General features: G+C 66.6%; 20 protein-coding genes. 13 read left to right on the top strand and 7 right to left on the bottom strand.

The window, feature by feature from the left end; genetic code table 11:
- Positions 1 to 190 precede the first annotated feature (190 nt).
- The 4 genes from rpoH to ftsY form a co-directional block, all read right to left on the bottom strand.
- A complete protein-coding gene (gene rpoH / locus SF06_RS15140; RefSeq protein ID WP_027588748.1) occupies positions 191 to 1,045 on the bottom strand; it encodes an RNA polymerase sigma factor RpoH in 855 nt (284 codons plus the stop codon).
- Between the two features lie 115 nt (positions 1,046 to 1,160).
- Positions 1,161 to 2,180 carry a permease-like cell division protein FtsX gene (ftsX, locus tag SF06_RS15135; RefSeq protein ID WP_039562393.1) on the bottom strand — a complete coding sequence of 340 codons (1,020 nt, stop codon included), beginning with the start codon at positions 2,178 to 2,180 and terminating at the stop codon, positions 1,161 to 1,163.
- A complete protein-coding gene (gene ftsE / locus SF06_RS15130) occupies positions 2,177 to 2,845 on the bottom strand; it encodes a cell division ATP-binding protein FtsE (protein ID WP_027588746.1) in 669 nt (222 codons plus the stop codon). Before ftsE ends, ftsX begins: the two co-directional genes overlap by 4 nt.
- Positions 2,842 to 4,038, bottom strand: a complete 1,197-nt coding sequence (gene ftsY, locus SF06_RS15125) for a signal recognition particle-docking protein FtsY (RefSeq protein WP_027588745.1) — start codon at positions 4,036 to 4,038, stop codon at positions 2,842 to 2,844. Before ftsY ends, ftsE begins: the two co-directional genes overlap by 4 nt.
- Positions 4,039 to 4,171: 133 nt before the next feature.
- Between ftsY and SF06_RS15120 the strand changes: the two genes are divergently transcribed.
- The 7 genes from SF06_RS15120 (at position 4,172) to SF06_RS15090 (ending at position 13,652) form a co-directional block, all read left to right on the top strand.
- Complete coding sequence (locus SF06_RS15120; RefSeq protein ID WP_039562392.1) at positions 4,172 to 5,524, top strand: M16 family metallopeptidase; 1,353 nt, start codon at positions 4,172 to 4,174, stop codon at positions 5,522 to 5,524.
- Complete coding sequence (locus tag SF06_RS15115; protein WP_039562391.1) at positions 5,521 to 6,951, top strand: M16 family metallopeptidase; 1,431 nt, start codon at positions 5,521 to 5,523, stop codon at positions 6,949 to 6,951. The genes SF06_RS15120 and SF06_RS15115 overlap by 4 nt, the downstream gene beginning before the upstream one ends.
- Positions 6,951 to 7,547: a 16S rRNA (guanine(966)-N(2))-methyltransferase RsmD gene (gene rsmD, locus SF06_RS15110; RefSeq protein WP_027588742.1), complete on the top strand. Its 597-nt coding sequence runs from the start codon at positions 6,951 to 6,953 to the stop codon at positions 7,545 to 7,547. Before SF06_RS15115 ends, rsmD begins: the two co-directional genes overlap by 1 nt.
- Positions 7,548 to 7,882: 335 nt before the next feature.
- Complete coding sequence (tssI, locus tag SF06_RS15105) at positions 7,883 to 9,952, top strand: type VI secretion system tip protein TssI/VgrG (protein WP_039562388.1); 2,070 nt, start codon at positions 7,883 to 7,885, stop codon at positions 9,950 to 9,952.
- On the top strand, positions 9,949 to 10,776 hold the full coding sequence (locus SF06_RS15100; RefSeq protein ID WP_039562387.1) for a DUF4123 domain-containing protein: 828 nt from the start codon (positions 9,949 to 9,951) through the stop codon (positions 10,774 to 10,776). The genes tssI and SF06_RS15100 overlap by 4 nt, the downstream gene beginning before the upstream one ends.
- Positions 10,773 to 11,510: a hypothetical protein gene (locus SF06_RS15095; protein ID WP_027588739.1), complete on the top strand. Its 738-nt coding sequence runs from the start codon at positions 10,773 to 10,775 to the stop codon at positions 11,508 to 11,510. Before SF06_RS15100 ends, SF06_RS15095 begins: the two co-directional genes overlap by 4 nt.
- Positions 11,511 to 11,516: 6 nt before the next feature.
- Positions 11,517 to 13,652, top strand: a complete 2,136-nt coding sequence (locus SF06_RS15090; RefSeq protein WP_175610501.1) for a lipase family protein — start codon at positions 11,517 to 11,519, stop codon at positions 13,650 to 13,652.
- 29 nt (positions 13,653 to 13,681) lie between these two features.
- Here SF06_RS15090 and SF06_RS15085 read toward each other — a convergent pair whose 3' ends face one another.
- Positions 13,682 to 14,086 (bottom strand): hypothetical protein, encoded by a 405-nt coding sequence (locus SF06_RS15085; protein WP_027588737.1) that lies wholly within the window; start codon positions 14,084 to 14,086, stop codon positions 13,682 to 13,684.
- A 163-nt stretch (positions 14,087 to 14,249) separates the two neighbouring features.
- On the opposite strand from SF06_RS15085, the gene SF06_RS15080 reads away from it, so the two are divergent.
- Positions 14,250 to 15,281 (top strand): hydrolase, encoded by a 1,032-nt coding sequence (locus tag SF06_RS15080; protein ID WP_051587291.1) that lies wholly within the window; start codon positions 14,250 to 14,252, stop codon positions 15,279 to 15,281.
- Between the two features lie 7 nt (positions 15,282 to 15,288).
- Here the strand turns inward: SF06_RS15080 and SF06_RS15075 are convergent, their stop codons facing one another.
- Positions 15,289 to 15,930, bottom strand: coding sequence for a TetR/AcrR family transcriptional regulator (locus SF06_RS15075; protein ID WP_039562384.1), 642 nt, complete (start codon positions 15,928 to 15,930; stop codon positions 15,289 to 15,291).
- 209 nt (positions 15,931 to 16,139) lie between these two features.
- Between SF06_RS15075 and SF06_RS15070 the strand changes: the two genes are divergently transcribed.
- The 5 genes from SF06_RS15070 to SF06_RS15050 all read left to right on the top strand — a co-directional run bounded on the left by SF06_RS15070 (position 16,140) and on the right by SF06_RS15050 (position 20,752).
- Complete coding sequence (locus tag SF06_RS15070; RefSeq protein WP_039562383.1) at positions 16,140 to 17,573, top strand: coniferyl aldehyde dehydrogenase; 1,434 nt, start codon at positions 16,140 to 16,142, stop codon at positions 17,571 to 17,573.
- A gap of 9 nt (positions 17,574 to 17,582) precedes the next feature.
- Positions 17,583 to 18,128, top strand: a complete 546-nt coding sequence (locus SF06_RS15065) for a hypothetical protein (protein WP_039562382.1) — start codon at positions 17,583 to 17,585, stop codon at positions 18,126 to 18,128.
- A 37-nt stretch (positions 18,129 to 18,165) separates the two neighbouring features.
- The gene (locus SF06_RS15060; RefSeq protein ID WP_039562380.1) at positions 18,166 to 19,758 is read left to right on the top strand and encodes a GMC family oxidoreductase; all 1,593 of its coding nucleotides are present in this window, start codon (positions 18,166 to 18,168) and stop codon (positions 19,756 to 19,758) included.
- Between the two features lie 164 nt (positions 19,759 to 19,922).
- Complete coding sequence (coaD, locus tag SF06_RS15055; RefSeq protein WP_027588732.1) at positions 19,923 to 20,402, top strand: pantetheine-phosphate adenylyltransferase; 480 nt, start codon at positions 19,923 to 19,925, stop codon at positions 20,400 to 20,402.
- A gap of 98 nt (positions 20,403 to 20,500) precedes the next feature.
- A complete protein-coding gene (locus tag SF06_RS15050; protein ID WP_008568547.1) occupies positions 20,501 to 20,752 on the top strand; it encodes a YfhL family 4Fe-4S dicluster ferredoxin in 252 nt (83 codons plus the stop codon).
- Positions 20,753 to 20,822: 70 nt separating this feature from the next.
- On the opposite strand, the gene SF06_RS15045 is transcribed toward SF06_RS15050, so the two are convergent.
- Positions 20,823 to 24,896 (bottom strand): DEAD/DEAH box helicase, encoded by a 4,074-nt coding sequence (locus tag SF06_RS15045; RefSeq protein WP_039562373.1) that lies wholly within the window; start codon positions 24,894 to 24,896, stop codon positions 20,823 to 20,825.
- Positions 24,897 to 24,937: the final 41 nt, after the last annotated feature.

The following is a 24,937-nucleotide window of genomic DNA, read 5'->3' as shown; positions in this document are numbered from 1 at the left end:
TTATTTCTTGTTGTTGTGGTTGCCGTAATAAAGTACTACACGGAGATGTACACGTAGGGGGTCGTCGGCATCGTCAGATGTGTATACGGTACAGAGATACAAGGGCGGTCAGCGCCGTTCCGGCCGCCGCCCCTGCGGACCAGCCAATAAAAAACCGCGCCGAAGCGCGGTTTTTCCATAACAGCCAACCTTATGCCGCCAACGAACCCTTGAGCTTGTTCATGGCGTTCTTTTCCAGCTGGCGGATGCGCTCGGCGGAAACGTTGTACTTGGCGGCGAGTTCATGCAGCGTGGCCTTCTCCTCGGCCAGCCAGCGCTGGTAGAGAATGTCGCGGCTGCGTTCATCGAGCCCCTCCAGCGCCTCGTGCAGGCTGGCGGTGGAACTGTCGCTCCAGTCAGCATCCTCCAGCTGGCGGGCCGGATCGTAGCGGTGGTCTTCGAGAAAGTGTGCCGGCGACTGGTAGGCGCTGTCGTCGTCGGCGTCGTTGGCCGGGTCGAAGGCCATGTCGTGGCCGGTCAGGCGGCTTTCCATCTCGCGCACTTCGCGCGGGGCGACGCCCAGGCTGTCGGCCACCCGCTCGACTTCATCATTGCTGAGCCAGGCCAGACGCTTCTTCTGGCTGCGCAGGTTGAAGAACAGCTTGCGCTGCGCCTTGGTGGTGGCGACCTTGACGATGCGCCAGTTGCGCAGGATGAACTCGTGAATCTCGGCCTTGATCCAGTGCACGGCGAACGAGACCAGGCGCACGCCCATCTCAGGGTTGAAGCGCTTGACCGCTTTCATCAGGCCGACGTTGCCTTCCTGGATCAGGTCGGCTTGGGCCAGGCCATAGCCGGAGTAGCTCTTGGCGATGTGTACCACGAAGCGCAGGTGAGCCAGCACCATCTGCCGGGCCGCTTCCAGATCCTGCTGGTAGAACAGACGCTCCGCCAATTCACGCTCCTGCTCCTGCGACAGCAACGGAATGCTGTTGACAGCATGCACGTAGGCCTCGAGGTTCGCGCCAGGAGCCAGGGCATAGACAGGTTGCAGAGAAGTTGACATGCAGGTCCTCCAAAGACGATGCCGGGGCAGTGTAGCACCGAGCGCTGAGACAGTGAATTGACCCCAAAAGTTCCCGAAGCCAGGGCGGCCGACCCGTCTGGTCCGGCCCTCCAGGCTAGCGGGGCGCCAGATCCCGCAGGTGCCGGGCCACCGCCAACCAGGCGCCGATATAGCCCAGCAGCACCGCACCAAGCACCAGCGATACGCCATCGGCCAGCGGCACACCGACCAGGCTGAAGTCGCTGTCGTAAAGCCCGGCCAGGCGTACCACCGCCGCGTTGAGCCAGGCCAGCCCGAAGGCCAGCACCGCCCAGGCCAGCAGGCCCGCCCCCAGCCCGTAGAGGGCGCCAAGGTAGAGGAACGGACGCCGCACGTAGCCATCGGTTCCCCCCACCAGCTTGATGACCTCGATCTCGGTACGGCGATTCTCGATGTGCAGCCGTATGGTGTTGCCGATTACCAGTAGCAGGGTCAGCACCAGCAGCACGGTCACGCCGAACAGGAAACGGTCGCCCAGCGCCAGGATGGCACCCAGGCGCTCGACCCACAGCAGATCGAGCTGCGCGAGCTCCACCCCCGGTAGCTCCGCCAGACGCTGGCGCAAGGTTTCCAGCTCGGTCTTGTCCACGGTGGACGGCGTGACCAGGACGCTGCCCGGCAAGGGGTTGTCCGGCAGCTCGCGTAGCGCCTCCGCGAGACCGGAAACCGCCTGAAAATCCTTCAGTGCCTGCTCGCGGCTGATCCAGTCGGCCTGCTCCACCTGCGGCATACCAGCGATGTCGTCGCGCAGCGTCTGGCCTTCGGCGTCGCTGACGCTCATCTCCAGGAACACTGATATGCGCGCGGCGTGCTGCCAGGTGCCGCTGAGCCGTTCGACATTATCCAGCAGCAACGCCAGCCCCATGGGCAGGCAGAGGGCGATGGCCATCACCAGGCAGGTGAAGAACGAGCCGAACGGCTGCTGCCACAGACGCCCAAGGCTGTCACGCAGACTGCCGCGATGGCTGTCCAGCCAGCCGTGCAACTGGCTGGACAGGCTCGGGCCACGGCGTACGGGTTTATCGGCGCCGGCGTCCGTACGGCGAGTGGCGCCACGTCCGGCGGGTCGCAAGTTGGGTTGGCGGTGGACAGTCATTCGGCGGCTCCATCGCCGATCAGGCGGCCACGCTGCAGGGTCAGCATGCGGTGACGCATGCGCGCGATCAGCGCCAAGTCGTGGCTGGCCACCAGCACAGTGGTGCCCAGTGCGTTGATGTCTTCGAACACGCCCATGATTTCGGCTGCCAGGCGCGGGTCCAGGTTGCCGGTGGGCTCGTCAGCCAGCAGCAGCGCCGGTTCATGCACCACCGCGCGGGCAATGCCGACGCGCTGCTGCTGGCCGGTGGACAGATCGTTGGGGAAATCCTTGGCCCGGTCGCGCAGGCTTACCCGGGCCAGCGCCGCATCCACGCGCTCGGCGATCTCCTGGCGGGACAACCCGAGAATGCGCAGGGGCAGGGCCACGTTGTCGAACACGCTGCGATCGAACAGCAGCTTGTGGTTCTGGAACACCACGCCGATCTGCCGGCGCAGGAAGGGGATCTCGGCGGTGGTGATGGTGGACAGGTCCTGCCCGGCCAGCAGCACCTTGCCCGTGGACGGCCGCTCCATGGCCAGCAGCAGGCGCAGCAGCGTGCTCTTGCCCGCGCCGGAATGCCCGGTGATGAACAGGAATTCCCCCGCTTCGACCTGGAAGGACAGCTCGTGCAGGCCGATGTGGCCGTTGGCGTAGCGCTTGCCTACCTGATCGAAGCGAATCATCCAGTTTCCTTTTCGGCGAACAGGGCGCGCACGAAGTCATCGGCGCGGAAGTCGCGCAGGTCGTCGATGCCTTCGCCGACCCCGATATAGCGGATCGGCAGGCCGAACTGCTTGGCCAGGGCGAAGATGACCCCGCCCTTGGCGGTGCCGTCCAGCTTGGTCAGCGCCAGGCCGGTCAGGGTCACCGCCTGGTCGAACTGGCGGGTCTGGTTGATGGCGTTCTGACCGGTACCAGCGTCCAGCACCAGCAACACCTCATGGGGCGCCGTCTCGTCCAGCTTGCCGATCACGCGGCGCACCTTCTTCAGCTCTTCCATGAGGTTGTCCTTGGTGTGCAGACGGCCGGCGGTATCGGCAATCAGCACGTCGACGCCGCGGGCCTTGGCGGCCTGCACCGCATCGTAGATCACCGATGCGGAGTCCGCGCCGGTGTGCTGGGCGACCACCGGGATGCGGTTGCGCTCACCCCACACCTGCAGCTGCTCGACCGCGGCAGCGCGGAAGGTGTCGCCGGCAGCGAGCATGACCTTCTTGCCGTCCTGCTGGAGCTTGCGCGCGAGCTTGCCAATGGTGGTGGTCTTGCCGACGCCATTCACGCCAACCACGAGGATCACGTAGGGATGCTTGGCGGTATCGATGACCAGCGGCTGCTCGACCGGAGCGAGCAGGGCGCCCAGCTCGGCCTGCAGCGCCTTGTACAGGGCCTCGCTGTCGGCCAACTCCTTGCGGGCGACGCGCTTGGTGAGGTTTTGCACGATGGCGGTGGTGGCTTCGACACCGACGTCGGCGGTCAGCAGGCGGGTTTCCAGTTCGTCGAGCAGGTCATCGTCGATGGCCTTCTTGCCCAGGAACAGGCTGGCCATGCCTTCGCCCAGACTGGAACTGGTCTTGGACAGGCCCTGCTTCAGCCGTGCGAAGAAGCCCACCTTGTCCCCGGCGGGCTTGACCGGCTCAGCCGCGGGCGCTTCCGGCTCAGGCTCCACGGCAGCACTGGGTTCGGGTTGCATGATCTCAGCCACCGGCTCCACGGGGACGGCAACCGGCTCGGCCTCGGGGATCGGGGTTTGCTCGGGGGCAGGCGTGTCAGCTTCCGGTTTCGCTGCGTCCTGCGGTTTCTTGCGCCACCAGCCGAACAGGCCTTTCTTCTCGCCAGCGTCGGGCTGGGGCTTCTTGTCGTCGTTGGAACCAAACATTGCCGGACTATCTCAAAGGTGCGCCACGCTCGGGCATGGCCGCCGGGAAACGGGATTGGGTATCCTAGCACCTCATCGCCCGGCGGCGTTAAACCTCCCGGGCCGCCGCACAGGTCCCTTTCAAGGTCTCCTCATGAAGCATGTGATCCTGCGCCGCGCCGCGCTGTTGCTCGGCTGCCTGTATTGGCCCCTGATGGCTGTTGGGGCAGCGCCCCAACCCACCCATGAATTCACCCTCGACAACGGCCTTAAGGTCATCGTCCGCGAAGATCATCGTGCGCCGGTAGTGGTCTCCCAGCTCTGGTACAAGGTTGGCTCAAGCTACGAGCAGGCCGGGCTGACCGGCCTGTCTCATGCCCTGGAGCACATGATGTTCAAGGGCAGCGAGAAGCTCGGCCCGGGCGAATCCTCGCGCATCCTGCGTGAACTGGGCGCCGAGGAAAACGCCTTCACCAGCGACGACTACACCGCCTATTACCAGGTGCTGGCCAAGGATCGCCTGGCGGTGGCCTTCGAGCTGGAGGCCGACCGCCTGGCCAGCCTGCAACTGCCCGCCGACGAGTTCGCCCGCGAGATCAAGGTCATCCAGGAGGAACGCCGCCTGCGCACCGATGACCGGCCCAGCTCGCTGGCCTACGAACGCTTCAAGGCCATGGCCTATCCGGCCAGCGGCTACCGGATTCCCACCATCGGCTGGATGGCCGATCTCCAGCGCATGACCGTCGACGACCTGCGCGCCTGGTACCAGCGCTGGTACGCGCCCAACAACGCCACGCTGGTGGTGGTCGGCGACGTCACCCGCCACGAGGTGGAGCAGCTGGCCCGCCGCTACTTCGGCCCGATTCCGGCCCGCGACCTCGTTCCGGCCAAGCGTCCGTTGGAACTGACCGAGCCGGGCGAGCGGCGCCTGACCCTGCACCTCAAGACCCAGCTGCCCAGCCTGCTGATGGGCTTCAACGTGCCCGCCCTGGCCACCGCCGAGAATCCCCGCGACGTGCACGCCCTGCGCCTGATCGCCGCGCTGCTCGACGGTGGCTACAGCGCCCGCCTGGCCAGCCGCCTGGAGCGCGGCGCCGAGCTGGTGAGCGGCGCCTCCGCCTGGTACAACGCCCACGCCCGTGGCGACAGCCTGTTCGTGCTGTCCGCCAGCCCCAACGTGCAGCAGAAGCGCACCCTGGAACAGGTAGAGGCAGCCCTGTGGGAGCAGCTCGACCTGCTCAAGCGCGAGGCGCCCTCGGCCGAGGAACTGCAGCGGGTGCGCGCCCAGCTGATCGCCGGGCTGGTCTACGAGCGCGACTCGATCACCGCCCAGGCCACCACCATCGGCACCCTGGAAACGGTCGGCCTGTCGTGGCGGCTGATGGAGCGCGAACTGGAGGAACTCGAGGCAGTGACCGCCGAGGACATCCAGCGCGCCGCGCGCACCTATTTCACCCGCACGCGCCTCAGCGTCGCCCATGTGTTGCCCGAGGAGGCCCCCCGATGAAATCGCTTGTGAGTCGCAGCCTGTGCGGGCTGCTTGCCCTGGCACTGCTCGGCGGCTGCGCCAGCGGCACCGAGCCGCGCTTGGCGTCGCTGGCCGCGCTGAAGGATGAAGCCCCCGCCCGACGTGATCTGGACATTCAGCAATGGCGCACCGCCGAAGGCGCCAAGGTGCTGTTCGTCGAAGCGCGCGAGCTGCCGATGTTCGACCTGCGCCTGACCTTCGCCGCCGGCAGCAGTCAGGACCGCGGCGTACACGGCCTGGCCCTGCTGACCAACGCCATGCTCAACGAGGGCATCCGAGGCCAGGATGCCGACGCCATCGCCGCCGGCTTCGAGTCCCTCGGCGCCGAGTTCGGCAACGGCGCCTACCGCGACATGGCGGTGGCCAGCCTGCGCAGCCTCAGCGACCCCGCGCGCCGCGAGCCGGCGCTGACCCTGTTTGCCGACGTGGTCGGCCGCCCTACCTTCCCCAACGATGCCCTGTCACGTATCCGCAACCAGCTGTTGTCGAGCATCGAGTTCAACAAGAAGAATCCGGGCAAGCTGGCCAGCCAGGCGCTGTTCGAGGAACTCTACGGCGCGCATCCCTACGCGCATCCCAGCGAAGGCACCGCCCGGTCGCTGAACGGCATCCGCCAGGCCCAGCTGCGTGACTTCCACCGCCGCGCCTACACGGCCAGCAATGCGGTGATCGCACTGGTCGGCGACCTGTCGCGCAGCGAGGCCGAGGCCATCGCCGCCCAGGTGTCGCAGGCGTTGCCCAAAGGTCCGGCACGCCCCCGGACCGCCGAGCCCGTGGCGCCCGCACCCGGCCATCGGCATGTCGAGTTCCCCTCCAACCAGACCCACCTGCAGATCGCCCAGTTGGGTATCGCCCGTGGCAACCCGGACTACGCGGCGCTGTATCTGGGCAATCAGGTGCTTGGCGGGGGCGGCTTCGGGTCGCGGCTGATGGAGGAGGTGCGCGAGAAGCGCGGCCTGACCTACGGCATCTATTCCGGCTTCAGCCCCATGCAGACACGCGGGCCGTTCATGATCAGTATGCAGACCCGCGCCGACTACAGCGAAGGCTCCCTGGCACTGATCAAGGAGCTGGTGCGCCAGTTCCTCGCCGAGGGCCCGAGCGAAGCCGAGTTGCAGCAGGCCAAGCGCGAGCTGGCCGGCAGCTTTCCGCTGAGCACCGCCAGCAACGCAGCCATCGTCGGCCAGTTGGGCGCTATCGGCTTCTACGATCTGCCGCTGGACCACCTGGAACGTTTCGTGGAAGAGGTGCAGGGGTTGAGCGCAGAACAGGTCAAGGCGGCCATGAACCGCCACCTGGATCCGGACGCCTTCGTGGTGGTCACCGTCGGCCCGACGGTGGCGCAGAGCGAACTGCCGCCGCCCACCGGGTCGACCCAGCCGCAGCCCGCCGGAGTACCGCACTGATGCGCCGACCGAACACCCCCGCGCCCAAGGCGCACGGCGGCACGGGCCAGTTGCGCATCATCGCCGGCGACTGGCGCAGCCGCCGTTTCAGCTTCCCCGACGGCCCCGGCCTGCGCCCGACTCCGGACCGGGTGCGCGAAACCCTGTTCAACTGGCTAGCCGCGTATGTGCCGGGCGCCCGGGTGCTCGACCCGTTCGCCGGCAGCGGCGCGCTCTTCCTTGAAGCCCTGTCGCGCGGCGCCGGACAGGCTCTGGCGCTCGACCTCAACCCCGCCTCGGTAGCCTCCCTGCGCAGCCATTTGCAGACCCTGCAGTGTGCCGATGGCCAGGTGCAGCAGGCCGATGCACTGCGTTACCTGGCCGAGCAGCCGGCGCAGGCGTATGACCTGGTGTTTCTCGATCCGCCGTTCCACCAGAACCTGTTGGTGCCAGCCTGCGAGCTGCTGGAGGAACGCGACTGGCTGGCCCCCGGCGCCTGGATCTACACCGAAAGCGAAGCCGTCCCCTCGGCCCTCGGCCTGCCGGCCAACTGGCGACTGCACCGCGAGAAGCATGCCGGGCAGGTGTACTACAGCCTCTGGCAGCGCCAGGCGTAACGCCGGCAGCGTGCAAGCGTTTGCATAGCGCCCGGCCGGTCCATCGCACCGGAGCGTGGCGGCCATGGCCGGCGCGCTGCTGCGCAACAATCCGCTGGGCCTGAGCAATGCGTTGCGCACAATTGAGTGCGGCCACGCGCAAAAGCCCGCCCACGCCGGCCGATGAAGTCGGCCAAGCCCTTGAACCGCGGGGGATACGGGAAGCTGGCACGCTCCTTGACTCAATTCCAGCCTGGTTCCCGAGCGATCCGCTCGGCATCCGGCGAACGGAGCGCGTGACTCCGCCCGCCTGATCGCGCCCATGGAACGGGGCGTTTCTGCGACGAGGGATAGTCATGTCGAGCACCCGCCTTTCTGTGCAACTGGCCGACCGGGATTGGCGAGTCCTCGCCTTCGAGGCCCAGGAAGCCATCGGCGAGCCGTACCGCATAGTGCTGCGCCTGGTGGCCGAGCACTCCGACCTGCCGCTGGACACGCTGCTGCGCCAGCCCGCCTGGCTCGACCTCGGCAACGGTCGTGGCCTGCACGGCCTGGTCTGGCGCGCCACGCAAGAAGAAACCGGCAAGCGCCTGAGCCATTACCGCATCGAGCTGCGCCCGGCGCTGGCGTGGCTGGAGCAGCGCCACAACTGCCGGATCTTCCAGCAACGCAGCGTGCCGCAGATTCTCGCCGCGCTGCTGGCCGAGCATGGCATCCAGGGCGACGCCTGCCGCTTCGCCCTGGGCAGCGAGTATCCACCGCGCGAGCACTGCGTGCAGTACGCCGAGAGCGACCTGAACTTCCTGCAGCGCCTGTGTGAAGAGGAAGGCCTGCATTTTCACTTCCAGCACCAATCAACCGGCCACGCACTGGTGTTCGGCGACGACCAGACCGTCTTTCCGCGGCTTGAAGCCACCCAGTGCTACCAGCCCGAAGCCGGCGCTCCCTCGCTCAGGCGCTTTGGCGTGCGCCTGGAAACCCGCAGCGCCAGCGTCACCCTGCGCGACCACGACTTCAACCAGCCGCGCCTGCTGCTGGAGGCCCAAGCCTCGGTTGAAGACCGGCAAGCAGCCGGCCTGGAGCTGTACGCCTATCCGGGCCGTTTCGATGACCGCAGTCAGGGCCGCCTGCGCGCCCGCCGTTTGCTGGAAGCCACGCGCCTGGACTGCCGGCAGGCCGAGGGCAGCAGCGACCAGCCACTGTTGGCCTGCGGTCACTTCATGGACGTACGCAACCACCCGCGCGAAGACTGCAACCAGCTCTGGCTGTTGACCGGGCTGCAGCACCACGGCTACCAGCCGCAGGTACTGGAGGAATATGCCGAAGCCGACCCGCAGGGAACCGCTGGCCAGCCTGGCTACCACAACCGTTTCACCGCCATACCCTGGGACGTGCCGGTTCGCCTGGCGCCTCGGCATTTGCGACCGCGCGTGCCGGCTACGCAAAGCGCAAGAGTGCTTGGCCCGGAGAACGAGGAAATCCATTGCGATGCCGAAGGCCGCGTGCAGGTGCAATTCCACTGGGAGCGCCAGCCGCAGGACTTGAACACACGCGCCTGGCTGCGCGTGGCCAGCGGCTGGGCCGGCAACCACTACGGCGCCTGGCTCCTGCCCCGGGTTGGCATGCAGGTGCTGGTCGGCTTTCTGGACGGCGAGCTCGACCAGCCGCTGATCACCGGCTGCCTGTATGACGCCGAGCACACGCCGCCCTATCCGCTGCCCGAGCACAAGACCCGCAGTGTCTTGCGGACCCGCAGCACGCCGGACGGCCAAGCGGGCAACGAGCTGAGCATCGATGACCGTGCGGGTGCCGAACAGCTCTACCTGCACGCCCAGCGTGACTGGGAGCAGCATGTGCGCCACAACCTCGGCATGCGCATCGGCAACCGACATCGGGAAACGGTGCAGGCCAACAGTCACAGCGAACGCCGGGGCGAGGAGCAGCGCATCATCCACGGCAACCGCCTGGTGGAACTCAAGGCCGACGACCACCTGAGCACGCAGGGCAGCCAGCACGTGAAGCTGGGGCAGGGGCAGTTCATCGAGGCGGGCCGGGAGATCCACCTGAACGCCGGGGAAAGGCTGGTGATCGAGGCGGGCAGCGAACTGACCGTGCAGGCCGGCGGCAGCTTCATCAGGCTGGATGCCGGGGGCGTGAGCCTGGTCGGGCCGCAGGTCAAGCTGAACGCAGGAGGCAGCGCAGGACAGGCCCGTACCGCCCAACCGCGGCTGCCCACACCCCCGCAGATGGGGCAAACAGCCACAGCCGTAGCCACCCCATCCTGCTCGGCCGAGCGCCCACCGGCGCCTTCGGCACCTCCGCAACCCTCCCAGAGCCAGATGGCGGCCGCGCGGATCACGCGGGAGCTGGGCGCCAGCCGCTGCCCGGTGTGTGAATCCTGCGGCGAGGGACAGTGCCAGCCATGACCACCTCGCCCGCCCACTGGCTCAGTGAACAACAACGTCTGGGCCGCGACCTGTACCTCATCCTCGACCCGCTTGCCGAGGCCGAGCTGAGGGCCAGCCGCCCGGCGTCTGGAACGAGCCTTAACCTCTATGAGGGCAGCGAAGTGTCCCACCTGGCGGCAATCGGCCCCCGTCTGGTCGGCGTGGAGGATGCCGAGGCGGATTGGCTGCGAGCCTGGCTGACGCAGCCGGAGCGGAATTGGGGATGGCTGCTCAGCGCCAAGCCGCTCGACCTCCAGCGGCTGGCCAGGCACTGGACGCAACGGTCGGTGGTGCGGGAGCAGGGCCGGCGTGTGCTGTACCGCTTCCAGGACAACCGCGTGATCGCCCGCCACCTGCAAGCCCTCGAGCCCGAACAGCGCCCCCTGCTGCTGGGCCCCTTTGCCAGTGGCCTGGCCTGGGACGGCCAGCGTTGGCAGCGCTTCGACAACCCCGCGCCCGGCCACTACCCGGTGCCGGGTGACGCGCCCTGGCTGCAGCTGCCAGAGCCCGGCGCGGTCGCCCAGGCCATCCGCCGCCACAACCTCGAACAATGGCTGTGGCAAAGCCACTGCGCTGCGGTCTGCCGCCTGCTCGAAAAGCGGGACCTTGTCTCCTGGCTGGACGAACAGCTGGCCCAGGCCGACATCTGGGGCTGGCACACCAACGAAGCGGTGAAGTTTCTGCTGGCCCATCAATTGCAGCCCGCGTGGGCCGGGCACGCCGCCTGGTCACCGCGCGAAGGCGAGCTTCCCGAGGCTCATCTGGCGCGTTGCCGCCGCACCTTTTCCGAGGCCATGGCATGAACCGATACCTGTTACGCCCCCTTTGGCTGGCCCTGCTGGCTGCGCCCCTGGGCGGCTGCGGAACTCTCGGCAGCCTGTTTGCCGAGCGCTTCACCTTCGAAGGCGAACTGCCCGCCGATTTCGCCCTGCGCGCCCAGGCGCACTACTACGTCGCCGAGTCCAATTGCCCGGGGCTGGTGTCGCGCAGCCAGCTGACCAAGAGCTTCGAGACGGCGTTCCACTCCGAACCGCACGGCTACCGCTTCGCCATTCCGGTGGGCTATCGGGTGGGGATATGCCAGGCCAGGCTCGCGCGGGTCGGCCTGTACATCAAGGGGCGCTACGGCGATGAACGCTGGCAGCAGACCTACGACAACGGCGAGCTACGCGTGGTGGATGAGCTGCCGGAAGGCGCGGCGACCTTCCAGCCCGACGGCCACCTCAACAAGCAGGCGGTGTGCGGCTGGTTGTTTCAGATCAGCGCGCTGCGCTACGACATATCCAAATTGCTGAACTGCAAGGGGGCTGGCGCGTATCTGCGGCGAGAGGACCTGCCGGGCAAGACGCTGCGCCTGGATTTTTCGGTGGATCCGGAGGAGAAGCCTGCCCGGGACGATACTTGGATCAGGTTTCCCAAAGGCTGGAAGCCCTGTCTGCCAAAGCCAGGATGGCAGCGCTGCCAGAGTCCTCCCGCTTTCAAAACGTTTGAAATGGACGGGCGCGAATGCACCGTTTATCCCAACTGCACGGAGTAAGCACGGATGCCTACACCAGCCAATCAGGTTGAGGCCTTGGATTGCCCGTTACGCAGCCACTGGGTCAGTTTCCGCGTAGTGAACGAACATGCCCAAGGGTCACCGTATGCCGGCCTTTCCTATCAGTTGCACGGCAAAGAAGGACAGATCTACACGGGCACGCTCGATAACGACGGCTTCGCACGGGCGGACAATTTGTTCTGCGGTGTTCTGAGACTGGACCTCTCGACTCCTTGTAATGGAGCATCCGGGACATGGTACGAAGAGCTAATCATCAGACCAGAGTTCAAAATTCCCCTGACAGCCTTGCAAGTCGCCGCCGAGCAGTCTCCCTTCGGCCCGCGCCATAACGGCCAGACCTATCTGGCCAAGGAGCTCGCGGTCGCCGAAGGCGCCAAGTTCTTTCGAGTGGAAGTCAGCGATTTCGTCGAAGCGGCGGCGCATCTGCCGGACCCGGACTCCGGATGGGCCCCCAGGCCACCGAAACTGATAAACGCCACAGACCAGCAGCAGTTAGGCGTTGATCTGGAGCCCAATCGACATCACGTACTGGAAGTAAAGGCCTTACGCGCCTACCGCCCACTGCTCTCCCGGGACAAGGCTTTCTGTGCATTGAACGCCTATCACCTGGCGGTGATGAGCACCTTCGTCTATGCCCCGTTCAGCAAGGAAGCACCGTTCGGCACGCCGTACCAATCCGCTCCACCTCCTTACAAGGAGCCCGGCAGTATTGGTCACGTGCTGCGCGAAGGCCTGTCATGCGGAAAGCGGCCGACTCAGTTCAATACCGCAGGGCCGTATCACCTGCTGTATGAGGAAGTTCCTTATTCCAAGCGCCTGGAGGTCATGCCTTACGACCCCAGCCGTTACCGGGACGAGGCACTGCGAGGCTGGAATAACCCGGAGGATGTGCATTTCCTCTACCACGAGGACAGCGGAACCCAGGGGTTCATTACCCACAGCGACCGGGTGATCTTGATCTCCATACGTGGCACTCAGGGCCTCAAGGACATTCTGACGGACCTGGATGGCCGCCAGGAACCATTCAGCGGGGGCGTGGGGCAGGCACATCGAGGGTTTCATGGCGGCTTCAAAGCTGCTCGGGCCTTTGTGCAGCGCTATCTGGATGCGTTTTATCACCCCGACCACAGCATCATGGTCTGCGGCCACAGCTTGGGCGGCGCCATCGCCTTGTTACTCGCAGAGTGGTTACGGCGGGAACCGAAACAACCTCAAGTTCAGCTCTACACCTTCGGTGCTCCCCGTGCCGGCGACCGGACCTTCGTACAGGGCGCGCAGGAGCTGATTCACCACCGCCTGGTCAACCACAACGACCTGATTCCGGGCGTACCCACTCCATGGCTGGATGCCGAGTGGAAGTTGCTGATGGCGGGCACCGCAACCCTGCATCTCTCCCCCCTGGGCGGGGTCACGCTGCTGTTGGCTGGACTCCTCAACCTGAAGGGTGACCCTTACGAGCACCATGGCGAGCAACGGCATTTCATGCCCCGCAAGAAGGACGCCAAGAGCGAGGCCTCGATACTCTGGCAACCGGGTTGCGAAGCCCTGGAAAGCCTGACCTGCGCCCAATACGCTGGCCTTCTCGACTTGCAGGGCGACATGCCGCAACGCGGACAGCCCTCCCTGGCGGAACACTCCAGCGATACCGGCTACAGTCGGGCGGCTCTGACAACCCTGCTGCGCTGGACTGCCAGCCTGGAGCGGGACGGCGAACTGTTCAGCCGAGAGGAAGCCGACGACCTGGCCGAGCAAGTTAAGGCGCTCGAGCGCGCACTGGCGGACTGGAGGCCTGGGAGCTACCTGCAGTTCCGCCGCGCAGTCCGCTTGCGACATGACCGCCGCTTCTACAACAAAAGCGAGGAGGAGCTGCGTCGCCTTTACAATCAAGGCGTCCTGCTGGCCAGCCAGCTGGCCCACAGCCAGCGGCAACAGCTAACGCGCACCCTGCTGCGCCTGCAGACGCAAGGCCAACGCCTGATTACTCCGCAGGCCGTGTTCGGCGAATTCGCTCAGCGGCCCGATCTACCGGAGCTGGTTTCGCAGTGGCGGACGGCGAAGGAGAACCGCCATGCCGAGCGCTTGGCCCGCTTGCCGGTGCCACAAGAGCGTGTCTACGGGTGACTCCGGAACGCCTATGCCGCCCCAGGGGCTCAGTAGAACGCCACCACCTGCCCATCCCGATCAAACCCCAGGAATTGGCCAATGCTGCCGCTCTCAATGGCGGCCACCATCTGCTTGAGCGGCTGCTCGGCCGCGTCGCTGGAGGGCGCGACGCCACCGCGCCCGGAAAGGCCGGCGACCAACACCAGGTCCCAGCCGATGCCGGTGCGAGCGGCCTCGTCGCGCAAGGCGGGGAAGTCGGTCAGCTCGGCGGGCAACTTGTCCACACAGAGCACCGGGCGCAGGTTACCCCCCGCGCCGGCCTCGAAACGGCGACGCTCCTCGGCCGTGGCATCGGCGGGCAGCTCCGCACTGACGAACACCATCAGCAGACGTTGCGGCTGTGCCTGCTGCTCGGCGGCGCGCAGCAGATCGGCAAATTCGACGATATTCATGCAGGAAATTCTCTTTGGAAGCGGGCAGCGAGACTCTAGCATCCGGCCCCGACCGTCCCCATCTCTCCAAAGACATAGACCGCCGCGCCGACAACCGCGCTTCCCCTCACTCCGCTGCGCTTCTACGCTGAACTTCCGAGCACGAACGATTCAAGATTCCGACATGCACCCGTTCCGTCCCGCCTGGTGGCTACCTGGCCCGCATCTGCAGACCCTCTGGTCGCCGTTCTTTCGTACACCACCGCAACTGGCGCGCCAGCGCGAGCGGCTGTGGCTGGCGGATGGCGACTTCCTCGATCTGGACTGGCACGGCCCCCACGATGCCCGGGCACCGTTGGTGCTGGTGCTGCACGGACTGACCGGGTCGTCGTCCTCGCTGTATGTGCTCGGCTTGCAGCAGCGCCTGGCGGAGCAAGGCTGGGCGAGCGTCGCACTGAACTGGCGGGGCTGTTCCGGCGAGCCGAACAGCCTGCCGCGCGCCTATCACTCCGGCGCCAGTGACGACCTGGCCGAGGTTGTCGCCCACCTGCGCGCGCAACGGCCGCTGGCTCCGCTTTACGCGGCCGGCTATTCGTTGGGCGGCAACGTGTTGCTCAAGTACCTGGGCGAAAGCGGCAGCGACTGCCCACTGCAAGGCGCGGTGGCGGTGTCGGTGCCATACCGCCTCGACCAGTGCGCGGACCGCATCGCCCTGGGCTTCTCACGCGTGTACCAGCGCCACTTCATGCAGGCCATGCGTGCCTATGTGCAGACCAAGCAGCAACACTTCCGCGAACAGGGCCTGCAGGAACATCTGCGGTGTCTGGAGGCACTCGGACCCCTCACGCAGCTGCGCACCTTCTGGGACTTCGACGGCCGGGTGACCGCGCCGCTGCATGGCTTCGCCGACGCCGCCGACTACTACCGCCGTGCCTCCAGCCGTTACTACCTGGGCGGTATTCGCGTGCCCACGCTGCTGATCCAGGCGGAGGACGATCCTTTCGTGTTTCGCCACAGCCTGCCGGAGGCCGGTGAGCTGTCCCTCACCACACGCTTTGAGCTCAGCCGCCAGGGCGGGCATGTCGGTTTCATCGAAGGCACGCCCCGCCAGCCCGACTACTACCTGGAGCGGCGCATTCCCGCCTGGCTGGGCGAAGTGCATGGGCGCGCGCAGGCACCCGAACGCCTGCCCAGCGCCAGCGAGCGACCTGCCTGAACCCTGCTCAGGCGTCCAGCAGCCGCTCCATGTACGCCTGTACCGCCTCGCGGAACCCGTCGCTCAGGTAGCCTTCTTCCAGGGCAAGCAGCTGATAGAGCCCGCGCCGCAGCTCGGCTTCATCCAGGCTGGCCGCCGACGCCGTGGTGCACAGGTAACGCACCCAGGACGTCGACAGAATCCAGGCGTTGAGGGCAAGCGCGTCCACTTGGCGCGCGGTCATGCACAGGATGCCGGCATCGACGAAGCCCTGATAGACGTGCCGGGCGTGTTCCAGGCTCTGCGCGGCGAACGTCCGGTAGCGCTCGGCCAGCTGCGCGTCACTGTCCAGCAGGTGTTCCAGGTCGCGGTGCAGGAAGCGGTAGCGCCACATGGCATCCAGCAGCGCCTGCAGGTAGCCAGCCTTGTCGTCCAGGGTCAGCCCGCGCCCGGCGGGCACATGCAGGAAGGTCCGCACCTCCTGCTCATAGACGGCGAACAGCTCGGCGATGATCGCCTGCTTGTTGCGGTAGTGGTAATACAGATTGCCCGGCGAAATGCCGAGGTGGGCGGCGATGTGATTGGTGGTAACGCTGCGCTCGCCCTGGCTGTTGAACAGCTCCAGGCTGGCCTGGACGATGCGCTCGCGGGTACTGAGGGCTGGTGACATGGCGGACTCGGTAGCAAAGCGGTCGGGCTACGTTACACCGTCCGCACTCGTCGGGTTGCGAACGGCAGCCGAACGCCGACGGCCAGCTTTTCGTTGGGCTGTGATCCATCACAGGGCTTGGCATGCTGAATTGACAGTCTAGAGCATTTACTCTAAACCAGGCATACACAGGCGCGCCTGCCGGCCGCCACATAACAAGGAGACGTGCCATGCCTGCCGATCTGGCCTTTGCCGCGGACGCCGCTGCCTCGACCCAAGCCTCGCTGGAGGGTCTGCTGGCTCGCCAGCGCAGCGCCTTCCTCGCCGATCCCAACCCCAGCGCCGAACAGCGCCGCGCCTGGCTCAACGCCCTGCGCCGGCTGCTCGTGGACGAGCAGGAAGCAATCATCGCCGCCATCAGCCAGGACTTCGGCAACCGCAGCGCCGATGAAACCCGCATGGCGGAGATCATGCCCAGCGTGCTGGGCATCCATTACGCCAGCAAGCACCTCAAGGGCTGGATGAAGCCGTCCAAACGCAGTGTCGGGCTGCCGTTCCAGCCGGCCGCCACCCGGGTGCTCTACCAGCCGCTGGGCGTGGTCGGCGTCATCGTGCCGTGGAACTACCCGCTGTTCCTGGCCATCGGCCCGCTCACCGGCGCGCTGGCCGCCGGCAACCGGGTGATGATCAAGATGAGCGAGTCCACTCCGGTCTTCTCCCAAGTGCTCAAGGAGCTGCTGGCGCGCATCTTCCCCGAGGACCTGGTGGCGGTGGTCACCGGCGAGGTAGATGTCGGCGTCGCCTTCTCCAGGCTGCCGTTCGACCACCTGCTGTTCACCGGCGCCACCAGCGTCGGCAAGCACGTGATGCGCGCCGCCGCGGAGAACCTCACCCCGGTGACCCTGGAGCTGGGCGGCAAGTCGCCAGCAATCGTCTCCACTGACGTGCCGATGAAGCACGCCGCCGAGCGCATCGCCTGGGGCAAGACCCTGAACGCCGGGCAGACCTGCATCGCGCCCGACTATGTGCTGGTGCCCGAATCGCGGGTGGAGGAGTTCGTTACCTGCTACCGCGAAGCAGTGCAGCGGTTTTTCCCGCGCCTGGCGGACAACCCCGACTACACCTCGATCATCAATGAGCGCCAGCTGCGCCGCCTGGAGGGCTACCTGAGCGACGCCGAAGCCCAGGGGGCCCGTCGCGTGCCGCTGTTCGCCGAGCACCAGGCCCGCCGCCTGCCGCACTGCCTGCTGCTTGACACCCGCGATGACATGCAGGTGATGCAGGAGGAGATCTTCGGCCCGCTGCTGCCGGTGCTGCCCTACCGCAGCCTCGACCAGGCGCTGGACTACATCAACGACCGACCGCGCCCGCTGGCGCTCTACTACTTCGGCTACGACAAGGCCGAGCAGCAGCGCGTACTGGAGAACACCCGCTCGGGTGGCGTGTGCCTCAACGACACCCTGTTGCACGTGGCCCAGGACGACGCGCCATTCGGCGGCGTCGGCGCCTCCGGCATGGGCCACTACCATGGCCGCGAGGGCTTCCTGACCTTCAGCACCGCGCGCACGGTGTTCAGCAAGCAACGCTTCAACGCCGCCCAGCTGATCTACCCGCCGTACGGCAAGCTGCTGCAGAAGCTGGTCTACCGGCTATTCATCCGCTGAGCCGGAGGATTGACGATGACCACCCTGACCGCACCTGTCATCGGCCGCCGCAGCCTGCTCAAGATCGGCCTGCTCGGCGGCGCCGTGCTGGCCACCGCCGGCGTCACCGTCGCGCTGGTGGATCGTTTCGCCAGCGCACCTGCCGAGGGCTACCAGGCGCTGCGCCCCGCCGACCTGCCGGTCCTCGCCGCCCTGGTGCCGGTGATGCTGGAAGGCGCCGTGGAGCTGCCCCGCCTGGCGGACGCCTCGGCCGCCACCGTTCAGGGGCTGGATCATCAGCTCGCCCACCTGTCGCCGGAAATGCTCAAGCTCACCCGACAGATGCTTGACGTGCTGGCACTGCCGGTCACCCGGGGGCCGCTGACCGGCATCTGGGGCGGCTGGGAAACGGCCAGCCCCGAGGCGGTCCGCAACTTTCTCGCCCGCTGGGAAAACAGTTCGCTGGCGTTGCTGCGCATGGGTCATGCCTCGCTGCTGCAGTTGGTGATGATGGCCTGGTACGCGCGCCCGGAATCCTGGGCGCGTTGCGGCTACCCCGGCCCGCCGACCGTCTGAATCCCGGCCATAACAAGAACACGAGGGCGCCTCTGCCATGCCTGTACCCGATCTGTTCGCCGACGGGATTGCCCGCGGCTGGAAAACCCACGACGGCTCGCGTCTGGAAAACGACCTGACCCTGGAAACCGATGTCGTGATCGTCGGCAGCGGGGCCGGCGGCGGCACCAGCGCGGAAATCCTCAGCGCCGCCGGTTTGAAGGTGCTGATCGTCGAGGAAGGCCCGCTGAAGACCAGCACCGACTTCCGCATGCAGGAAAGCGAGGCCTATCCGGCGCTCTACCAGGAAGGCATCGGCCGCATGAGCAAGGACGGCGCCGTGACCATCCTGCAGGGCCGCGCGGTGGGCGGCACCACGCTGATCAACTGGACCTCCAGCTTCCGCACCCCCGAGCCGACCCTGGAGCACTGGGCCCGCGAACATGGCGTACGTGGCCTGAGCGCGGCGGAAATGGCCCCCTGGTTCGAGCGCATGGAGCAACGCCTGGGCGTGCAACCCTGGGCCATGCCGCCGAACGCCAACAACGATGTGCTGCGCGCCGGTTGCGAGAAGCTCGGCTACCACTGGGCGGTGATCCCGCGCAACGTTAAGGGCTGCTGGAATCTCGGCTACTGCGGCATGGGCTGCCCGGTGAACGCCAAGCAGTCGATGCTGGTCACCACCCTGCCGGCGACGCTGGAACAGGGCGGCGAGCTGCTCTACATGGCGCGCGCCCAGCGTCTGCTGATCGGCGGCGACCGGGTGGTCGGCCTGGAATGCCAAGGCATGGACGCACGCTGCGTCGAACCCCGCGGCCGGCGCGTCCTGATCAAGGCGCGTCATTACCTGCTGGCCGGCGGCGGCATCAACACCCCCGGGCTGCTCATGCGCTCCGCCGCGCCGGATCCGTACCAGCGCACCGGCAAGCGCACCTTCCTGCATCTGGTGAACTTCTCGGCGGCGCAGTTCGAGCAGGTCATCAACCCCTTCTACGGCGCGCCGCAATCGGTGTATTCGGATCACTTCCAGTGGCAGGACGGCGTCAGCGGCCGCATGTCCTACAAGCTGGAAGTGCCGCCGCTGCACCCGGCGCTGGCCAGCACACTGCTCGGCCGCTTCGGCGTGGACAACGCTCTGCGCATGGAGCAGCTGCCACACACCAACATGATGCTGGCGCTGATGCGCGACGGCTTCCACCCGAACAGCGCCGAAGGCACCGTCGAGCTGCGCGGCGACGACACGCCGGTACTCGACTACCGCATCACCGATTACACGTGGGATGGTCTGCGCCGCGCCTTCCATCACATGGCGGAGATCCAGTTCGCCGCCGGCGCCAAGGCGGTGTTGCCGCTACATGCCGACGCCGGTTACGTCAGCAGCCTCGGCGAGGCGCGCACGCTGATCGATGGACTGCGCCTGGAGAAATACCGCACCCGCCTGGGCTGCGCCCACGTCATGGGCGGCTGCGCCATGGGCGAGGACCCCCGCCAGGCGGTGGTGGACAGCCTCGGTCGCCACCATCAGCTGGAAAACCTGTCGATTCACGACGGCTCGCTGTTCCCCACCAGCATCGGCGCCAACCCGCAGCTGTCCATCTACGCCCTGACCGCCAAGCTCAGCGCCGCGCTGGTGGAACGGCTGGGCGCCTGATTACGGAACGCCGCTCGGCTCGACTTCCCCTGTGGGGCCGCGCGGCGCACCGAAAACCCCGCTTTTCTCGCACACAGACTCACGGCAACGCGGCGCATCCGGCGCTTTGCGGGACAAATCCCCTGCGTTACCATCCGCGCTTCTCAACCCAGCAGGACGTCGCGATGAACCGTGTGCTTTACCCGGGCACTTTCGACCCCATTACTCGAGGCCATGGCGATCTCATCGAGCGCGCCTCGCGGCTGTTCGAACAGGTGATCGTCGCGGTCGCCGCCAGCCCGAAGAAGAACCCGCTGTTCTCCCTGGAGCAACGGGTAGAGCTGGCCAAGGAAGTCACCAAGCACCTGCCGAACGTGCAGGTGGTGGGCTTCTCCACCCTGCTGGCGCACTTCGTCCGCGAACAGCAGGCCAACGTGCTGCTGCGCGGCCTGCGCGCGGTGTCCGACTTCGAGTACGAATTCCAGCTGGCCAACATGAATCGCCAGCTGGTGCCCGACGTGGAGAGCATGTTCCTCACCCCGTCGGAGAAGTACTCCTATATTTCCTCGACCCTGGTGCGCGAGATCGCCTGCCTTGGCGGCGACATCAGCAATTTCGTCCACCCGGCGGTGGCCGAGGCGCTGGCCCAGCGCTTCAAGGGCTGATACCCGGCGCCGGTGCTGCGCACCGCGCGCCAATCCGGCACAATTCGCCGCAAACTGGTCACGTAGTCACGGCTGGGCGCCGTGACGGGAGCTGTAGCATGTCCCTGAAAATCACCGACGACTGCATCAACTGCGACGTCTGCGAACCCGAATGCCCCAACGGCGCCATCTCCCAGGGCGAGGAGATCTACGTCATCGACCCCAACCTGTGCACCGAATGCGTCGGCCACTACGACGAACCCCAGTGTCAGCAGGTGTGCCCGGTGGACTGCATCCCGCTCGACGAAAACAACGTCGAGAGCAAGGACGAGCTGATGCAGAAGTACCTGATCATCACCGGCAAGGCCTGAGCCCGGCCCGGGACACCAAAGCCCGCCTGATAGCGGGCTTTTTTGTTGGCCCGGCGCCGACGCGCCGTACTCAATCGCCCCGCAGCAGCGCCAACAACGCATCGGCGTCCAGCTTGCCGCTCTGCTCGCCGCCTTCGAGCAGGCTGTCGGCGAGATCACGCTTGCGGGCGTGCAGACTGACGATGCGCTCCTCAATGGTGTTCTCGGCCACCAGCCGGTACACGGTTACCGGCCGTTGCTGGCCAATGCGGTGGGCCCGGTCGCTGGCCTGATCCTCCACCGCCGGGTTCCACCAGGGATCGAGGTGGATGACATAGTCGGCGGCGGTCAGGTTGAGTCCGCTGCCGCCGGCCTTGAGGCTGATCAGGAACACTTCGCCGCTGCCCGACTGGAAGGCGTCGACAGCCGCCTGGCGGGCCTTTCCCGGTGTGGAGCCGTCAAGATACTGGTAGGCGATACCCTGCTGTTCGAGCCAGCGCCGGACGATGGCCAGGTGATCGACAAACTGGCTGAACACCAGCGCCTTGTGGCGGTTCTCCAGCAGTTCCCCGAGTATCCGCTGGAACGCCAGCAGCTTTGCGCCGGCCAGGGGCGAGCCGGGCAGCACCAGCGAGGGATGACAGCAGAAACGCCGCAGCCGGGTGATTTCCGCCAGCACCCGCAGCGGGCGCTGGCCGTCTCCCCCGGCGATGTCGAGGTTTTCCAGCGCCTGCTGACGCAGCGCCTCGTACTGGTGGGTCTCGGCGTCGGACAACGGCACGCGATAGGTGATCTCGGTGCGTGCTGGTAATTCGTCCAGGACCTGGCTCTTCAGGCGACGCAGGATGAAGGGCTGGATCAACTGTTTCAGCGCGCGGCGCGCACCGGCGTCGCCGCCCTCGATGGGATTGGCGAAGCGCCGGGTGAAACTCTCCTGGCTGCCGAGAAGGCCAGGGTTGAGGAAGCGGAACAGGTTCCACAGCTCACCCAGGTGATTCTCCAGCGGCGTGCCGGTGACGGCGATGCGAAAACCCGCCCGCAGGGCCATGGCCGCCTGGGAACGCTTGGTCTGGGCATTCTTGATGGCCTGGGCTTCGTCGAGCACCAAGGTGGTCCACGGCACGGCGGCGAAGGCCTCGGCGTCCTGCTGCAACAGCCCATAGCTGGCGATCAGCAGGTCGCGGGGGCCAAGACCCTCGAGGCTGCGCTGCTGGTGATAGTTGCGCAGGTTCAGGGTCGGCGCGAAACGACGCGCCTCGTTAAGCCAGTTGAGCGCCACCGAGGTCGGCGCCACGACCAGTTGCGGGCCTTCGCTGGCGCGTAACAGCAGCAGCGCCAGGGTCTGCACGGTCTTGCCCAGGCCCATGTCGTCGGCCAGGCAGGCACCCACCCCCCAGTGCGCCAGGCGCGCCAGCCAGGTGAAACCGTCCTGCTGGTAGTCGCGCAGCTCGGCCTGCAGGGTCCCGGGCGGCTCCGGCTGGTAGTCACGCAGCGAGCGCAGGCGCTGCAATTGTGCCCGCCACTGCGCGCCGGCCTTGAACTCGCCGGCCTCATCGGCCAGCTCGGCAAGCAGCGGTGTGCTCAGCGGGCTCAGGCGCAAGCCATCGTCGTTGATGCGCTCGGCCAGGTGGGCGAGTTCGTCGAGGCGCCTGCGCAGGCTGTTGCCAATGGCCAGCCAGTCGTTGTCGCCGAGCTTGATGAAGCGTCCGGGGCTGGCTTGCAGCAGTTCCAGCAACTGGCGCAGTTGTAGCACCGTGCCGTCGTCCAGGGTGATGCCGCCCTGTAGCTGAAACCAGTCGCCCTGCTGTTTGAGGCCCAGCCTGAGCTGCCGGATATCGCGGTTGCCCTTGATGCGCATGCGCTCGCCTTCGGGCCAGACGCACTGCAACAGTTGCTCGTCGATGGTCTGCAATTCGCTCAGTAGCTGCAGCGCATGCTGGGGGTGTTGCAGTTGCCACTCCTGGCCGTCGTGGTCGGCTTCGGCCAGGCTCGGGCAGGCGTCGAGCACCTGTTTGAGGCGGCGCTGTTCGGCCCGCAGGTCACGGCTCACCTGCACGGCTTTGCCGTCACGCTCGCCAAGCAGCCGCTGGCTGCCCTGGCCGGGGCGCAGCCAGCCGCCCTCGGGCAGCGGGCGCAGCAGCAGTTGCAGGCGCAGGCCTTCGGCCAGAGGCAGCAGGTGCGCGTAGAGGCGTTCGTCGGCGGGGATCTGTTCGACATGCCCGGCCAGCTCGGGAAGGTCCGAATGAATCGGCAGCAAAGGGGCGATGCCGGCGACGGCCTCGACCAGTTGCGCCTTGGCCGTCCGCGGCACGCTCAGGCCCTCACCGAGAATTTCCGCGATCTGTCGCAGCTCCTTGGTGACGGGGTAGATCTTCAGCCGGGTGGGGGTTTCCTTTTCCAGCCACAGCTCGCCGTTGCCAATGCCCCGGGGCTGCAGCGTGAGGGTGATCCGGTCATCTTCCGCCTGCAGGCGCAAGCCGGGCTCGCCGAGGCTGACATCGACGCGCACATCCGGGGCATCGCTCCAGAACAGCGCCGGGTGGCCGACCAGGCGTTGCAGAGCGGCGGCGGCGGGCAGGACGTATTCCTTGCCGCCGTAGTAACTCTCCACCTGGATCAGCCGACTGGCCTGGCGATCCTGGTCGCAGAGAAAGTCCAGGCTGTCGCCGTCTTCGAGCAAGCGCTTGAGGGCGATTGGACGCCCCTTGCTCCACTGCCCCTTGGCGCCGAGCTTCTGCTCGCGAGGCTCCAGGTGCGGGCCCATGTAACGATCCATGCCGATCAGCCAGGCCAGGCGCGAACTCTTGCTGGCCGCTTGGACGGGCGCGGCGTTCGAAGCGCGAATTTTGCTCAGGGCGTTGAGCGCCAGTTGCCAGCGCTCCTGGCGCTGGAACAGATCCACCAGGGGCGTGGCGTCACCGGTACCTTGCGGAGCCGCGCCCCCGAATTGCCTGCTGATCAAGGCATCGAATTCGCCCGCCAGCCAGTGGTAGCCGTTCTGTTCCAACTGCCGGGCGTGCTGTTGCAGGGTGGTTTTCCAGGCCTCCTGCCCGGCGTCCGGCTCATCCAGCCAGTACAGCGCCAACCCCAGCATCAGGCCATCCAGGCCCGGGGACAGGCGGGGGAGAACCACCCGCCGCACCTGGCGCATGCCTTGCAGCCGATCGAGAACGCCCAGCAGCGGGCCATAGGCCATCCCGTAGCCGTGTTTTTCACCCACCTGCAGCGCCTGCCTGAGCGCCGGATACTGGGCCGGATCGTTTTCGCCGATCAGTGCCAGGCAGTAGAACGCATTGAGGGTCGAGGGCAGCTCAATCTTGCGCTTCTTGCTTTGTTTGCGCGTCTCGGCGATCCAGGCGCGGAGAACGCCGAGCATCTCGCTCAGTTGCCCGTCGGCGAACAGGCTGACGACGCGCGGCATCAATCCCTGGCTGTCTTGCGCCAGATCGGTGATGGCCTGGCGGTCACCGCGCCACAAAGCCTGGAGCAGCACCTGCAGGGCAAGCATCGGCGAGGTGTGCTGTTGCAGGGCCTGCCGCGCCAGTGGATAGCTCGGTCCGGCCGGCGCCGAAAGCAGGGAAGTCGTCAGCAGGTGATCCGCCAACAGCAATTGGCGAACCGGCAGCGACAGGCGCTCGAACAGGATGCGCCCCGCCTCGTCGTGAAGCATGTGCTCCAGCGGGTGCTGCGGCAGAAGGGACGGAAGCGGCACGAACTCATTAAGTCGATCAAGGGCCTGTTCCAGGTACTCGCCATCATCGGCGGCGATGGCCAGCCAGGTCTCCTGCAAGAGCCGGCCTCGGCCGGGCCTTACCCAGGGGTCGAGTTCGCCCAACTGATCCAGGTGCGAGGCGAGGACCCTGAAACGATCCGGCGACTCAAGCAGGTGCAGGAACACCAGATGCCGCTGCTGGGGCGCCAGGCAGAGCAACGACTGCCTGTTGTGCTGCTCGCGGGTTATCCAGCCGGTGGCCTGCAACTCATGGGCCAGTTCCTCGAAGTTGCCGCTGTCCACCAGGCGCGTGCCCGTGACGCGAATATCCAGGGCGCGCAACTGCCTGATCAGGGCTGTCTTGGTCTGACCCGGCACAGAAGGCGCCAGGACGAACAGCATAGTCTGCAGGGCATACGGCAGAGCACTGAAATCAACGGGCGAGGCCTTCATGCGCGGTTGCATCCTCTGGAAACCATGGCAGGGACAAGGGT

Origin of the sequence: Pseudomonas flexibilis (assembly GCF_000802425.1) — a bacterium.
Taxonomy (GTDB): domain Bacteria; phylum Pseudomonadota; class Gammaproteobacteria; order Pseudomonadales; family Pseudomonadaceae; genus Serpens; species Serpens flexibilis.
This window is presented reverse-complemented; position numbering and strand designations above follow the sequence as displayed.